Origin of the sequence: Xanthomonas arboricola pv. populi (assembly GCF_002939945.1) — a bacterium.
Classification (GTDB): Bacteria; Pseudomonadota; Gammaproteobacteria; order Xanthomonadales; family Xanthomonadaceae; genus Xanthomonas; species Xanthomonas arboricola_A.
On record NZ_MDEB01000005.1, the window covers coordinates 303,825 to 317,318 of the forward strand.

Consider the following 13,494-nt stretch of genomic DNA (forward strand, 5'->3'; position numbering starts at 1 on the left):
TGCTGATCGACGCACCATTACCGCGCCGGCGGCCCTGCCGTCGAGCCGCGCTTGACCACGGTGTACTTCATCACCTGATGCACGCCCGGTGCGGTATCGCCCTTGCGTCGCTGACGGATCGCATCGGCCAGCAGCGACACCGCCGCGCGGCCCATCGCAGTGACCGGTTGATGCACGGTGGTGAGTTCGGGCCAGATGGTGGTGGCCACCGGGGTGTCGTCGAAGCCGGCGACCGACACATCCTCGGGCACGCGCAAGCCCAGGCCGTGTGCGACCGCAACGGCCGCAGCCGCCATATCGTCGTTGCTGCAGAAGATGGCGGTGGGTGGTTGTGCCTGTGCGAGCAGGCTGCGCGCGGCAAGCAGGCCGGAGTGATAGGTGAACAGACCGTCTGCCATCAATTCTTCGGCCACAGGCAGGCCGGCGGCCTGCAGGCTGTCGAGATAGCCGTTGGCACGTAACGCGCTTGGCGTGTGCTTGGGGTCGCCCTTGATCAAGGCGATGCGGCGATGGCCGAGTTCGATCAGGTGATCGACGATGCCGCGCGCGGCCTGGTAGTCGTCGATGCGCACCGAGCTGATTTGCGCCATCGGTGCGCCGCTCGCCACCGCCACGACCGGGATACCGCGCGCATCGAGTTCGGCGATGGTCTGGCGTGAATCGCATAACGGGGGCGGCAGGATCACCCCGTCCACGCCGGCCGCCAGCAAACGCTCGGTGGCGGCACGCTGGCTGCGGATGGCGCCGCATTTTTCCACCAGCACCTGGCTGCCATTGAGGCTGCTCTGTTCGAGCAGGCCGAGCATGAATTGATTGAGGTAGGCCGCGCTGGGATTGCTGTACAGCACGCCGATGCGCAACAGCCCGCTGGTGCGCAACGAACGGCCTGCCAGGTTGGGGCGATACCCCAATGCCTGTACCGAGGCTTCCACGCGTACGCGCATCTCCTCGCCGACATGCGGGTGGCGGTTGATGACGCGCGAGGCCGTCATCGGCGAGACGCCGGCGTGCTTGGCGACATCCAGCAAGGTCGCTGCGTTGTTGGCACTGCGTTGGCGCTTGGCCGCCATTGTGTGTGCTCGTCCTGGAGTGGAAGCGAAAGGGCAGATGATGCGCTTGAGGCCTGCAGCAACCGAGACGTGCCTGGCCGCTGGCAATCGTCACTGCCGATGTCGGGTATCGGCACAGACAACGCGCACCGTGCGCGTCACCTGTGCCATCCGCACTCAACCGAGGTGCGCCCGCGACGTCTTCAGCCGCACTTACTCGCTCGGCGGTTGCACGCTCTTCGCGCGACTACCGAAATCGCCATCCGCTTCGGCCGCCAGATACGCAAATACCGTGTAGGCCGCGACGTTTTGCGCAAGCGCCTTGGGGTCGATCTTGTCCAGCGTGTCGTCTGCGGTGTGGTGCAGATCGAAGTAGTCGGTGCCGTCCTGCGCCAGCCATGCCCATGCGCCGCCCTTGGTGGAGATCGGGCCGACATCCGGGCCGGGACCGCCCTTGTCCGGCGCATAGGCGATGCCCAACGGCGCGAGCACCTCGGCGATCTGTTTGGTCGCGGCGCGCGAGTCTTCCGGTGCCGCCGAGCCGGTGTTGAACGCATAGATGCGCCCGGCACCGAAGTCGCTCTCCGCACCGATCTGATGCAGCGCCATGTCCCTGGCATCCTTGCCGTGCGCGGCCGCATACGCCTTGCCGCCGTACAGGCCCTGCTCCTCGTTGGCGAAGGCCACCACGCGGATGCTGCGCTTGGGCGCCTGCTTGAGTTGGCCGATCAGGTGGCCTGCGGCCATGGTGATCGCCACGCCGGCGCCATCGTCGATCGCGCCGGTGCCCAGATCCCACGAATCCAGATGCCCGCCGATCACCACCACTTCCTTCGGTTTGCTGCGTCCGGTGATTTCGCCGATCACGTTGTAGGAGGTCGCGGTGCCGTCCCAGCCGCAATCCAGTGCCAGCCGCACACGCGTGCTGCCCAGCGCGGCCAGGCGCGCGAGCTGGTTGGCATCGGGCACCGACAACGCCGCTGCCGGTACCGGCGTCAGGCCTTCATCGAAACGGGTGATGCCGGTATGCGGCACACGGTGCGAGTCGGTGCCGGCCGAGCGCATCACGAAGCCGACCGCGCCCTTGCGGATCGCTTCCGACGGGCCCTTGCTGCGCACCGCGCCGCCATTGCCGTAATCCTTGCCGTCGCGCGCCTTGGTCATCTGGTAATCGACGAACGCGATCTTGCCGGCCAGCGAGCCGGCCGGCGCGGCCTGCAGTGCGGCCAGGTTTTCGAAGCGCACCACCTCGCCTTCGACGGTGCCGCCCGGGCTGCCGCCCAGTGCGGTGATGTGCAGGGGCTGCGCATGCGCACCGATCACCGCGGCCTGCTCGCTGCGCCGCTGCCACTTGGGAAAACTCACCGGCTCGGTCCACACCTTGTCGAAACCCAGCGACTGGAACTTGGCCTTGGCCCAGGCCACCGCGCGCGGATCGGCCTCGCCACCGGCAATGCGCGGGCCCACTTCGGTGGTCAGCGATTCCACCACCGCAACGCCGGTGGTGTCGGCCAGGGCCTGCTCGCGCAGCTGCGCGGCGGTGCGTAGCGCGCCATCGGCGATGGTGGTCTGTGCGGCAAGCGCAGGCGCGCAGGCGAGTAGGGCAGAGATGGCAACAGCGAGGCGACGCATGCAGGACGGCTCCAACGACAAGGGGACCCCGAGCTTATCAGCGCGAGGTCCCCCGTCTGCGTGCGAAAGGTCATCCCCCTGCGCGAAGTTGCGCAGCGGATGCGTCCGCTTACGGCACGCCCGGTGTCTTCAGCGTGTCGTTCTTCAACGAATCGCGGATCTCGCGCAGCAACAGCACTTCTTCGCTCGGGCCCTTGGGGGCGTCCGGCTTGCGGTGGGTCAGGCGGTTGATCAACTTGACCACCATGAAGATCGCAAAGGCGATGATCACGAACTGCACGACGGTGTTGATGAAATCGCCGTAGCCGATGGCCACTGCCGGAATTTCCTTGCCGGTGGCATCGACACCGGCTGGCTTGAGCACCCAGGCCAGGCGCGAGAAATCCACATTGCCGATGGCCCAGCCGATCGGCGGCATGATGATCTTTTCCACCAGCGCAGTGACGATCTTGCCGAACGCTGCACCGATAACCACACCGACCGCCAGGTCGATGACATTGCCACGCATCGCGAATTGCTTGAATTCGCTGACCATTCCCATAGCGCACTCCAGATGCGGTCGCGGACCAACTGCCGCGGTGTGATCGTAGCGGGCGGCGTGTCAGCCCGCGATGATGCCGTGGCGCTCGGCGACGTTTTCCAGGCGTGCGCTGAACTGATCGCCGGGCAGCAGCGGGCCGACGCCGGCCGGCGTGCCCATGAAGATCAGATCGCCCGCGCGCAATGCGTAGAGTTTGGAGAGCTCATGCAGGATCTCCGGCACGTTCCAGATCATCTGATCCAGCAACGACTGCTGACGCACCTGGCCATTGACCTCCAGCGACAGATTCAAGGCCTCCAGCGCACCCACTTCGCCGGCATGCACCAATTCGCTGATCGGAGCGGAGTGATCGAAGCCCTTGGCGATGTCCCACGGCAGCCCCTTGGCCTTGGCGGCCGCCTGCAGGTCGCGTCGGGTCAGATCCAGGCCCACGCCGTAGCCGTAGATCAGCGTCTCTGCCTGTTCCACCGGCAACTCGCCGGCCGGCGCATCGCTGCCCAGTGCCACCACCAGTTCCACTTCGTGGTGCAGTTCCCTGGTGCCGGGCGGATACGGAATATGGTCGCCGTGGCCGACCACGATCGCATCGGCAGGCTTCATGAAAAAGGTCGGCTGGCCACGTTCGGCCTTGGAAGCAGGCGCATTGGCGCCCATCTCGCGTGCGTGATCGGCAAAGTTGCGGCCGACGCAGTAGATGCGGTGCACCGGAAAGCTGCCGCCACCAACCACTGGAATGCGCGGAACATCGGCGGCGGGAATCACATCGTGGGTCATGCACGCATCCTTGGGGCGACGGAGCACGTGAGTCTAGCCGTTTGACTGTGCATGACGGAACCGCCGTGCTGCGCGTTGAGTGCATCGCGCTGCCTGCCTGGCAGTGCGTGCGATCACGGTCTGCGTCGGCGCAGGCGAAAGCGCGCATGCCGGTCAGGTCATGCGCGCAGTGACATCAGGATTCAATGCCCACCGCACCAGATGGCGGTGGAATGGCGCTTCAGTGCGACAACGGCAGCACGGGCTTGCGCACCACGCGGTATTCGGCCTCGACCACGCGCGTGTGCTGCGGCGTGCGGCGGTCCGACTTGCTCAACAGCTTCCAGGCAATGCCGCCCAGGATCATCGCCGCGCCCACGAACACGCTGAAGAAGATCAGCACCGCAAGGATGACCAGGCCAGCCAGCCCGGCGGCCACACGCACCAGCGGGTGACGCGGCTTGCGCGGGGCAAACAGGTGGTGGAGGTTGCCGAACTGGAAGATGCGTGCAGGCATGGCGGTGGGCTGCCGGGAAGGAAACAGGCCCGCAGTATCGTTGCGGTTTCATGTCATTGAGTGAAAACTTCGTTAAACAATGGTCCGTTTTGCAAAATCCATCACATCCGATGAGGTGCGACATCGTCGTCGTACCGGTCAGAAGTATTGCCCGCGGTGGTGACAAGCGCGCGCGAGTGGCCGCTATCGCATGGCGTCTGAGCGATGCAGGCGCATGCCACAATCGCAGTCCGTTCTAGAACAGCAGACCGCATGTCTTCGTCATCGTCCACCACGCTCGCCGAACTGGCGCAGATTCCCGATGCCGGATTTCTGGAAGTCGAAGCGGTCTGGGACGGCGGCCCGGAGTCATTGGTGCTGTATCGCGATGGTGCGCAGGTGCGCGCCTGGTTGAACGTCTGCCCGCACGCCGGCCGTCGGCTGGACTGGGCGCCCGGCCAGTTCCTCAAGACCAAGGAAGGCCATCTGGTGTGCGCAGCGCATGGCGCAGCGTTCGAGCTGGGTGGCGGCGAATGCATCAGCGGCCCGTGCCGCGGTCAATCGCTGCTGGCGGTGCCGGTGCGTGTCGAAGGTGATCAGGTGGTCCTTGGCTAGGTTGCTGGTCCGGGGCGTGGTCGCCATCGTCCGCGCACATTCGCAGCGATCGCTATCGCCGACCAACACGCCGGCTCACCGCGCTGCCCACCAGAACATCAGGTTGATCATCGACACCATCACCACGATATAGATCAGCGACAGCGGTGCGCCCACGCGCCACAGCTCGCGCGGCTGATAGTTGGCCGGGCCGGCCACCATCGAAATCACGGGGTTGGAGGCAGTCATCAGATTGTTGGACGCCGACAACGCCACGATCAGCGCGAACGCGGTGGGGTTGCCGTTGGCTGCCAGCGCCAGGTTGACCGCGATCGGCACCATCACGATGGTGGCGCCGACATGGCTGATCACCAGCGAAAACGCGGTGGTCAGCAGCGCCAGGCTGATTTCCAGCGCCCACACCGGAATGCCTTCGGGCAGGCGGTCGATGGTATGGCCGGCCACCCAGGCCGCGGTGCCGCTGCTGTCCATCGCCCAGCCCAGCGGAATCAGGCCGGCCATCATGAAGATGGTCTTCCAGTTGATCGAGGCGTAGGCCTCGTCCATGCGCAGCACGCCGCTGACCAGCATGCAGGCCACGCCGGTCATCAACGTCAGCGCCACCGGCAAGCGCGAGGTCAGCGCGATCAGGATGGTGAAGGCGAAGATCGCCATGGCGATCTTGAACTTGTGCGGGCGCTGCTCGCCCTTGGGGAAGTCGGTCACCGGCACGAAATCGCGGCTTTCCGCCGCCTGCGCCAGGTCCTGCCAGATGCTGTGGAACACCAGCATGTCGCCGCCGCGCAGCGGCACGTTGCGTACGTCCTCGCGGATCACCTGTTTGTCGCGGTTGATCGCCAGCAGGCTGATGCCGCTCTGCTTGCGCAGGCGCAACTCGGCCGCGGTCTTGCCGATCAGCCGCGAGTTGGGCGGAATCAAGGCTTCGGAAATGCCAGCCAGGCTGGGATTGAACAGGTCGCCCAGGTTGCGCAGGCGCGAAGACATGCGCAGGAACTGGTTCTGCGCAAAGTCGGTCACTTCCTGGCGCGGCCCCATCGCGCCGAGCACGCTGCCGACCCAGATGCGCATGTCGGCCGGCGGCGCCAGGCGGGTGTCGTTGCCGGTCTTCAGGGCAAGCAGCAACGGCGCGTTGTGCAGCGCCTCGGCTTCGCCCAGGGTCATGCCGACCAGGGGACTTTCGGCGCTGACGGTGAGCTCGAACACATCGCCGTCGATGCCGTAGGTCTTGGCGAAATAGCTTTCGGTGCGCGAGGGCGTGACGCCTTCGTTGATCAGGCGTTCTTCTTCGATCAGCTTGCGGTCGCCGTAGAAACGGAAGTACAGCAGCGCGGCGATCAGCAAGGCCACGCCGATCGGCAGCGGTGCGAACATCGTCAACGGCTCGATGCTGGCCATGCCCGAGGGCAGGTTGTTGTTGGCCGATACCAATAGGTCGTTGAGCAGGATCAGCGGCGAATTGCCCACCATGGTCAGCGCGCCGCCCATCACGATGGCTGCGGCGATCGGCAGCAGCATGCGTTGCAGGGTCAGCCCGGTGCGCGCGGCCAGCCGCGAGGCGACCGGCAGGTACAAGGCCATCACCGACGGGTTCTGCATGAAGGACGAGTTCAGGCCGGAGATGGCCAGCGTCATCATCATCAGGCGTTGTTCGCTGCCGTGCGAGCGCCGCAGCAACCAGGTCGCCAGGCGATTCAACGCACCGGTGCGCTCCAGCCCCGCACCGAGAATGGTGGTGGCGATGATGCTCATCACCGCGTTACCGGAGAAGCCACCGAACAGTTCTTCCGGCGCCACCAGCCCGGTCACGCCCAGCACCACCAGCACGATCAAGGCCACCACGTCGGCGCGGATGCGCTCGAACAAAAACATCGCCATCGTGAAACCGACCAGCCCGAGGACGAGCTTCATATCGTTGGTCAGTGTCAGCGCGGTGTCCATTAGGGGCCGGGAATGGGGAGTCGGGAATAGGGAATTGGCAGAGCGGGAAAGCGCTGACGCTGTGAGTTATCCGGGGGGCGCCGCCGTTTGCTCCTGCGATTCCCGATTCCCGATTCCCGAATCCCGGTCATACAGCAGATCCCACACGCCGTGGCCGAGCTTCTGGCCGCGGGTTTCGAAGTGGGTCTGCGGGCGCCAGGCGGGGCGGTCGACGTGGCCGCGCGGGCCGGCGCGATTGACCAGGCCCGCTGTGGCGTCGAGCACGTCCCACATCTGTTCGGCGTAATCGGCCCAGTCGGTGGCCGCGTGCAGGCGGCCGCCATCGCGCAGCTTGCGCACCACCAATTCCGCAAACGCCGGCTGGATCAGGCGGCGCTTGTTGTGGCGCTTCTTGTGCCACGGATCGGGGAAGTAGATGCGCACCTCGTCCAGCGCGCCGTCGGCAATCTCGTGCTCGAGCACTTCCACCGCATCGTGGTGGTACAGGCGCACGTGCGTGCTGCCATCATCGTCCAGCGCATTGAGCAGGCGGCCGACGCCGGGCGCATGTACCTCGATGCCGATGTAGTCGCGGCCCGGGTCCTGCTGCGCGGCGAAGCGCAATGCCGCCCCGTTGCCAAACCCGATCTCCAGCACCTTGGGCGCGGGACGGCCGAAGGCCGCATCGAGATCGCGCGGCGTACCGCTGTAGTCCAGGCCGAAGCGCGGCCACAACTCGTCGAACGCCCGTTGCTGCGCCGGGGTGAAGCGGCCCTGGCGCAGCACGAAGCTGCGCACCTGCCGGCGGCCCTCTTCGATGGTGAAGGGCTTGGGCGGCATCTTGGCGCCGTCGCTGGTGAAAGGATCGGTCATGAGTCAGTCACATCAAAAAACGAAGCCCCTCTCCCTTTGAGAGAGGGGGTTGGGTGAGGGTACGGCGTGAGGGGGGCACTCGCAGCAATACGCGACCCAGCAACGGCCACATCCGGCACGTCACACGGCCAAGCATTGCGCATCGACTGCAATGTCAACGCAGCACACCCGCTCATCCAATCACACCATCCACCGGACTCGATGCCGATGCATACCGCTTGCGCGGAATCCGCCCGGCCAGAAACGCCTCGCGTCCGGCCTCGATCGCCTTGCGCATCGCGCTTGCCATCAGAATCGGATCGCGCGCACCGGCGATGGCGGTATTCATCAGCACGCCGTCGCAGCCCAGCTCCATTGCGATCGCCGCATCCGATGCCGTGCCCACACCGGCATCGACAATGATCGGCACCTTGGCGTTTTCGATGATTTCCAGCAGGTTGTACTTGTTCTGGATGCCCAGCCCTGAGCCGATCGGGGCGGCCAGCGGCATCACCGCCACGCAGCCGATCTCTTCCAGCCGCTTGGCCAGGATCGGATCGTCCGAGGTATAGACCATGACGTCGAAGCCGTCGGCAACCAGCTGCTCGGCGGCCTTGAGCGTCTGCACCACGTCCGGATACAGCGTGCGCGCGTCGCCGAGCACCTCCAGCTTGGTCAGGTTGTGGCCGTCCAGCAATTCGCGCGCCAGCCGGCAGGTGCGCACCGCATCTTCAGCGGTGTAGCAGCCGGCGGTGTTGGGCAGCAGCGTGTAGCGATCCGGCGGCAGCACATCGAGCAGGCTGGGCGCGTTCGGGTCCTGGCCGATGTTCACCCGGCGGATCGCCACGGTGACGATCTGCGCGGCGGCCGCGTCGGTGGCCAGGCGGGTTTCGTCCAGATCCTTGAACTTGCCGGTGCCGGTCAGCAGGCGCGAACGGTAGGGCTTGCCGGCGATGATCAGCGCATCAGAGGGGGCGGTATTGGTCATCAGGCAATTATCACCGATCGCGCGCAGCTGCGCCGGCCTGCGCGCCGCATCAACCGCCGCCCAGCGCGTGCACGATCTCCACCACATCGCCGGCACGCAACCGATGCGTGGCATGCCGCCCTCTCGACACGATTTCGCCATTGACCTCCACCGCCACGCGCCGTTGTGCAAGACCTTCCTGCTCCAGCAGGGTTGCCAGCAGCAAGTCGTCGGGAAGGTCGCGCAGGGTGCCGTTGAGTCGAATGTTCATGTCATCATTGTGGCATCGCGTGCCGTCAGGGCGCGCGTTTTTACGTTATGCGGCAATGCAGCGTGAGCGCGGGCGGCGAGGGTGAAACCATGTGCCATGCGCCGGCGTACGTCAGCAGGTCCGGTCCAGTTCCACACTACCTTGAACAGGCACTCCCATGGCTTCAACTCTTCGCCCGATCCGTTCCCTGATGGCCGTGGCCATCGCCATTGCGGCCACCCCGGCCATGGCCGCGTCTGCCTTCGACCAGACCGTGTTCTTCGGTGACAGCCTTACCGACAGCGGCTACTACAACCCGTTGCTGCCGGCCGCCTCGCGCGCCGTCACCGGCAAGTTCACCACCAACCCGGGCTGGGTCTGGGCCGAATACGTCGCCGACCATTACGGCACCAATGCCGCGCCCAACGGCAACGGCCAGACCGGCGACAACTACGCTGCCGGCGGCGCACGCATCCAGGCCAGTTCGACCAGCGTGCTCGGCGCCGCGCCCTCGGTGACCAGCCAGATCAACACCTACCTGGGCGCCAACGGCGGCCAGGCCGATCCGAACGCGCTCTACACCGTGTGGGGCGGCGCCAACGACCTGCTCGCCGCTGCAGCCGCGCCGGCCCAGGCGCAGGCCATCATCGGCAACGCGGTCACCGCCCAGGTCGGTGCGGTCGGCGCCTTTCAGGCGGCCGGCGCGCGCTATGTGATGGTGCCGACCATTCCGGACGTGGGTATCACCCCGCGCTTCCGCGCCGGCGGTGCCGCCGCGATGGCGCAGGGCACTGCTGCGGCAACCGCCTACAACACCGCATTGTTCAATGGCCTGCGTTCGGCCGGCCTGCGCGTGATCCCGGTCGACACCTTCCACATCCTGCAGGAAGTGGTCGCCGATCCGGGCACCTACGGCTTCAGCAACGTCACCAGCACCGCCTGCAACCCGGCCGTGCCGCTGCCGGCCTGCAACCCGACCAGCCTGGTCGCTGCCAACGCGGCTAACACCTATGTGTTTGCCGACGGTATCCATCCGAGCACCGCCACCCACCAGATCCTGGGCCAGTACGCCATCTCGCTGCTGGAAGCGCCGCGCCTGCAGCAGGTGCTGACGCATTCGGCGCAGGCCATCGGCCGCGCGCGCGCCGACCAGGTGGCGTGGCATCTGGACGGCAAGCCGGACGCCGATGGCCTGCGTTGGTGGGGCAGCGTGCGTGGCGACATGCAGCGCTACGATCACGCCGATCTGTACGACGGCATGGCTCCGGCCGGCCTGTTCGGCGTGGACTGGACTGCGGGCGACCTGGTGTTCGGCGGCTTTGCAGGCTTCGGCAGCATGGACGCCGACTTCGGCAACCGTAACGGCAGCTTCAAGCAGGACGACACCACCCTGGGTGGCTTCTTCGGCTGGTACACCGGCCCGGTCTGGGTCAACGCCCAGGTCAGCTACAGCTGGCTGAGCTACGACGTCGACCGCGAAGTGCAGCTCGGGCCGGCTACGCGCGTGCACAGCGGCTCGCCGGACGGCAGCAACCTCACCGCCGCGGTCAACGCCGGCTATTCGCTGGGCGAAGGCAACGTCAAGTACGGCCCGGTGGTCGGCCTGACCTGGCAGAAGCTCAAGCTCGACGGCTACACCGAGAGCAACGAAAGCTCCACCGCATTGGGCTATGCCGATCAGGACATCGATTCGATGGTCGGCCGTATCGGCTTCCAGGTGCGCCTGGACGGCGCAATGGTCAAGCCGTACCTGCAGGCGACCTACGACCACGAGTTCAAGGACGGTACCGAGGCCAGCGCCTGGCTGCAGTCGATGCCGGAAGTGGGTATGTACACCGTCCCGGGGCAGAACTTCGATCGCAACTACGCCACCGTCGTGCTGGGGGCCCGCACCGGCCTGTGGGGCCTGCAGAGCAACATCGGCCTGAGCACCACCACCGCCCAGCGCAGCGCCCGCGATGCGACGCTGTTCGTGAATTTCAGCGGCAACTTCTGATCCACGCACCACATGTGTTGCAGACGAGGGCCGGGCAACCGGCCCTCGTCACGTCTACGCATTGCGCCCGACACCCGCACCCGCCTACACTCTCGCAACGCCGCGCGGGCGTAGCTCAATGGTAGAGCTGTAGCTTCCCAAGCTACTGACGTGGGTTCGATTCCCATCGCCCGCTCCACTTCAACTTTCCACTGACGTCCACCAAGCGCCAAGGAACGTTGTAAGTGACTGATCTGGTTCTGAATTACCCCTCTTCTTCAGTCCAGTGACGTCCAGCGAAATCCACTGACTACCGGTCAAAATCGGTACGTTTTGCGGTCAAAATGCGGTGAACACCCGTTCCGCATTGTTGCTGGAAGAGCAGGCCCCCCGGAACAAACATCGCATCCAACTCGCAGCATCAGGAGTTGGTACGCATGCTCACAGATATGGTCGTCCGGCAAGCCAAAGCCAGCGACAAGCCCTACACACTCGCAGACTTTGATGGTCTATTTCTTCACGTCTCTACTGTTGGCGGCAAAGCCTGGCACTTCCGCTACACCTGGGTAGGACAACGTGCCCGGATTTCACTTGGCAGCTATCCCGAACTGTCTCTGCGGGAGGCTCGTGAATTTCGTGACCAGGCTCGGGCGCTCGTCGCCAAGGGCATCAACCCACGCACAGACCGAAAGCAAAAACGCCAGGCCATCCGGTTGGCTGGCGAAAACACCTTCATGGCGGTCTACGGAAAGTGGATGGAACACCGGCAACTGACCCTCGAAGAAGGTCGTCAGAGTTCGCTGGAACAGATCCGCCGCGTGTTCAAAAAAGATGTATTCCCTTACCTCAAACGCTACACCATCTACGAGATCACCCGTCCGGTGCTACTGGAAGTGATCGGCCGCATCGAGAAACGCGAGTCACTGTCCGTCGCCGAAAAGGTGCGCACCTGGCTCAAGCAACTCGCCGACTACGCCATGGTGGTCATTCCGGGCATGGTCGAGCACCCCGCCATCGATCTACACGTGGTCGCTGTGCCGTTGCCGCCCGTTGAGCACAACCCATTCCTGCGTATGCCCGAGCTACCCCTGTTTCTGCAGACACTTCGCAAGTACCGCGGCATGCAGATGACCCAATTGGCCATTCGCCTGTTGCTGCTGACGGGTGTACGCACAGGCGAACTACGTTTGGCCACGCCGGACCAATTCGATCTGGAACAAGGTTTGTGGATCATCCCGGTGATGTCGCTCAAGCAGCGCAAGATGCTGACCAAGAAGAAGCGAAAGCGCGTAACCGACATCCCGCCCTACATCGTGCCGCTGCCTGTGCAGGCCATCGAGATCGTGCGGCACATGCTTGATCAGTTTAAACCCGCGCAAACGTATCTCTTTCCGGGCGTAAAGCAGATCAGTGCCCGCATGAGCGAAAACACGGTCAACCGCGCAATCAAGCGGCTGGGCTATGACGGTCGCCTCACTGGTCATGGCATCCGGGCGACGATTTCAACAGCACTCAATGAATTGGGCTATCCAAAGGTATGGGTCGACGCGCAACTCTCACATGCTGACCCCAATCGCATCAGCGCAACCTACAACCATGCCGAGTACGTTGAACAGCGTCGGCTAATGATGCAGGACCGGGCTGATCGGCTGGATCTGTTCGAGCAAAATCAGGTTCAGATTGCCAGCACGCACCTCACCATCCACCTTCAGGGCGTTCCCACGATTGCCGGTCAGAAGGTCACGCCGCTGCCGGCGTTGGGCCAACACGCTCCCATCATGCTGGTAGCACCCAATGAGCAAACGATGCCAGCAGTCGGCGCCGGGACTCAGCGGCTCTCTGCAGTACAAATGCCTGAATACGCTCTACCGAAGATCTCTGAGGTCCAGCGAGAGCGATTGGAGGTACTGGACATTTTTGAAGGGCCCGACAACCTGGTCGTCGCGGACTATGCCAAGCTCGCGGGCAAATCGCGGCGGTGGATTACTTACGAGATCCAGGCCCGCAACCTGCTTTCAATTCAGTTGGGAAACAAGGGGCAGCGGGTACCGGTGTGGCAACTCAACATGTTCAAGCGCCGCTTGGTGCAGGCGGTACTCAAGCGCCTGCACCGTGGCGTTGATACATGGGATATCTACTACGCCTTGACGCGACCTTGCGAGGAACTTGAAGGCAAGTCGCCTATTGAAGCGCTCACCTCGGACAATCAGCAAGCGATGGTCGAGGCGGTTTGCCGGGCAGTATCGGAAACAGCGACGCCAGTCGTTGAGAAGCGAGTCCCCATAAAAAGAGTTGCCGAATGCATGTCTGAATTTTGAGGCAGGTATGAAGGCCGAGCAAGGCGAATGGGGCTTCAAAAGTCATATTTAAGGGCGAGGCCCCAAGTGCTCCTCTAATGGGTAGTCAAACCGACAAGCCTTACTGTTCCACTTACACTGGTGTTCCGT

12 protein-coding genes and 1 tRNA gene are annotated in these 13,494 nt (G+C 64.5%); 4 read left to right on the plus strand and 9 right to left on the minus strand.

Annotated elements, in window-relative coordinates; translation table 11 throughout:
• Nucleotides 1–17: 17 nt before the first annotated feature.
• From XaplCFBP3123_RS15170 to XaplCFBP3123_RS15190, 5 genes are all read right to left on the minus strand, one after another.
• A complete protein-coding gene (locus XaplCFBP3123_RS15170; RefSeq protein ID WP_104534782.1) occupies nt 18–1,070 on the minus strand; it encodes a LacI family DNA-binding transcriptional regulator in 1,053 nt (350 codons plus the stop codon).
• A gap of 192 nt (nt 1,071–1,262) precedes the next feature.
• Nucleotides 1,263–2,681, minus strand: a complete 1,419-nt coding sequence (locus XaplCFBP3123_RS15175) for a M28 family peptidase (protein ID WP_104534783.1) — start codon at nt 2,679–2,681, stop codon at nt 1,263–1,265.
• A gap of 109 nt (nt 2,682–2,790) precedes the next feature.
• The gene (gene mscL, locus XaplCFBP3123_RS15180; RefSeq protein ID WP_024940317.1) at nt 2,791–3,222 is read right to left on the minus strand and encodes a large-conductance mechanosensitive channel protein MscL; all 432 of its coding nucleotides are present in this window, start codon (nt 3,220–3,222) and stop codon (nt 2,791–2,793) included.
• 60 nt (nt 3,223–3,282) lie between these two features.
• The gene (locus XaplCFBP3123_RS15185; protein WP_104534784.1) at nt 3,283–3,996 is read right to left on the minus strand and encodes a fumarylacetoacetate hydrolase family protein; all 714 of its coding nucleotides are present in this window, start codon (nt 3,994–3,996) and stop codon (nt 3,283–3,285) included.
• A gap of 220 nt (nt 3,997–4,216) precedes the next feature.
• Nucleotides 4,217–4,492 (minus strand): hypothetical protein, encoded by a 276-nt coding sequence (locus XaplCFBP3123_RS15190; RefSeq protein ID WP_104534785.1) that lies wholly within the window; start codon nt 4,490–4,492, stop codon nt 4,217–4,219.
• Between the two features lie 252 nt (nt 4,493–4,744).
• Between XaplCFBP3123_RS15190 and XaplCFBP3123_RS15195 the strand changes: the two genes are divergently transcribed.
• Nucleotides 4,745–5,086: a Rieske (2Fe-2S) protein gene (locus XaplCFBP3123_RS15195; protein WP_016903330.1), complete on the plus strand. Its 342-nt coding sequence runs from the start codon at nt 4,745–4,747 to the stop codon at nt 5,084–5,086.
• Nucleotides 5,087–5,161: 75 nt separating this feature from the next.
• Here the strand turns inward: XaplCFBP3123_RS15195 and XaplCFBP3123_RS15200 are convergent, their stop codons facing one another.
• The 4 genes from XaplCFBP3123_RS15200 to thiS all read right to left on the minus strand — a co-directional run bounded on the left by XaplCFBP3123_RS15200 (nt 5,162) and on the right by thiS (nt 9,093).
• Nucleotides 5,162–7,024, minus strand: coding sequence for an SLC13 family permease (locus XaplCFBP3123_RS15200; protein WP_104534786.1), 1,863 nt, complete (start codon nt 7,022–7,024; stop codon nt 5,162–5,164).
• A gap of 66 nt (nt 7,025–7,090) precedes the next feature.
• Nucleotides 7,091–7,876 (minus strand): tRNA (guanosine(46)-N7)-methyltransferase TrmB, encoded by a 786-nt coding sequence (trmB, locus tag XaplCFBP3123_RS15205; RefSeq protein ID WP_104534787.1) that lies wholly within the window; start codon nt 7,874–7,876, stop codon nt 7,091–7,093.
• A 172-nt stretch (nt 7,877–8,048) separates the two neighbouring features.
• Complete coding sequence (locus XaplCFBP3123_RS15210; protein WP_104534788.1) at nt 8,049–8,843, minus strand: thiazole synthase; 795 nt, start codon at nt 8,841–8,843, stop codon at nt 8,049–8,051.
• A 49-nt stretch (nt 8,844–8,892) separates the two neighbouring features.
• Nucleotides 8,893–9,093 (minus strand): sulfur carrier protein ThiS, encoded by a 201-nt coding sequence (gene thiS / locus XaplCFBP3123_RS15215; RefSeq protein WP_104534789.1) that lies wholly within the window; start codon nt 9,091–9,093, stop codon nt 8,893–8,895.
• A 190-nt stretch (nt 9,094–9,283) separates the two neighbouring features.
• Here thiS and XaplCFBP3123_RS15220 point away from each other — a divergent pair, with 190 nt between their 5' ends.
• The 3 genes from XaplCFBP3123_RS15220 (at nt 9,284) to XaplCFBP3123_RS15230 (ending at nt 13,365) form a co-directional block, all read left to right on the plus strand.
• A complete protein-coding gene (locus tag XaplCFBP3123_RS15220; RefSeq protein WP_104534790.1) occupies nt 9,284–11,068 on the plus strand; it encodes an autotransporter outer membrane beta-barrel domain-containing protein in 1,785 nt (594 codons plus the stop codon).
• Between the two features lie 104 nt (nt 11,069–11,172).
• Nucleotides 11,173–11,246, plus strand: a tRNA-Gly gene (locus tag XaplCFBP3123_RS15225).
• 238 nt (nt 11,247–11,484) lie between these two features.
• Complete coding sequence (locus tag XaplCFBP3123_RS15230; RefSeq protein WP_172453287.1) at nt 11,485–13,365, plus strand: tyrosine-type recombinase/integrase; 1,881 nt, start codon at nt 11,485–11,487, stop codon at nt 13,363–13,365.
• Nucleotides 13,366–13,494 lie beyond the last annotated feature (129 nt).

Bases quoted from the DNA above. Each gene is read 5' to 3' on its own strand.
- XaplCFBP3123_RS15220 (WP_104534790.1), top strand. From the start codon at position 9,284: ATGGCCGTGGCCATCGCCATTGCGGCCACCCCGGCCATGGCCGCGTCT.
- XaplCFBP3123_RS15200 (WP_104534786.1), bottom strand. From the start codon at position 7,024: ATGGACACCGCGCTGACACTGACCAACGATATGAAGCTCGTCCTCGGG.
- XaplCFBP3123_RS15190 (WP_104534785.1), bottom strand. From the start codon at position 4,492: ATGCCTGCACGCATCTTCCAGTTCGGCAACCTCCACCACCTGTTTGCC.
- XaplCFBP3123_RS15170 (WP_104534782.1), bottom strand. From the start codon at position 1,070: ATGGCGGCCAAGCGCCAACGCAGTGCCAACAACGCAGCGACCTTGCTG.
- trmB (WP_104534787.1), bottom strand. From the start codon at position 7,876: ATGACCGATCCTTTCACCAGCGACGGCGCCAAGATGCCGCCCAAGCCC.
- XaplCFBP3123_RS15230 (WP_172453287.1), top strand. From the start codon at position 11,485: ATGCTCACAGATATGGTCGTCCGGCAAGCCAAAGCCAGCGACAAGCCC.
- mscL (WP_024940317.1), bottom strand. From the start codon at position 3,222: ATGGGAATGGTCAGCGAATTCAAGCAATTCGCGATGCGTGGCAATGTC.
- XaplCFBP3123_RS15195 (WP_016903330.1), top strand. From the start codon at position 4,745: ATGTCTTCGTCATCGTCCACCACGCTCGCCGAACTGGCGCAGATTCCC.
- thiS (WP_104534789.1), bottom strand. From the start codon at position 9,093: ATGAACATTCGACTCAACGGCACCCTGCGCGACCTTCCCGACGACTTG.
- XaplCFBP3123_RS15175 (WP_104534783.1), bottom strand. From the start codon at position 2,681: ATGCGTCGCCTCGCTGTTGCCATCTCTGCCCTACTCGCCTGCGCGCCT.
- XaplCFBP3123_RS15185 (WP_104534784.1), bottom strand. From the start codon at position 3,996: ATGACCCACGATGTGATTCCCGCCGCCGATGTTCCGCGCATTCCAGTG.
- XaplCFBP3123_RS15210 (WP_104534788.1), bottom strand. From the start codon at position 8,843: ATGACCAATACCGCCCCCTCTGATGCGCTGATCATCGCCGGCAAGCCC.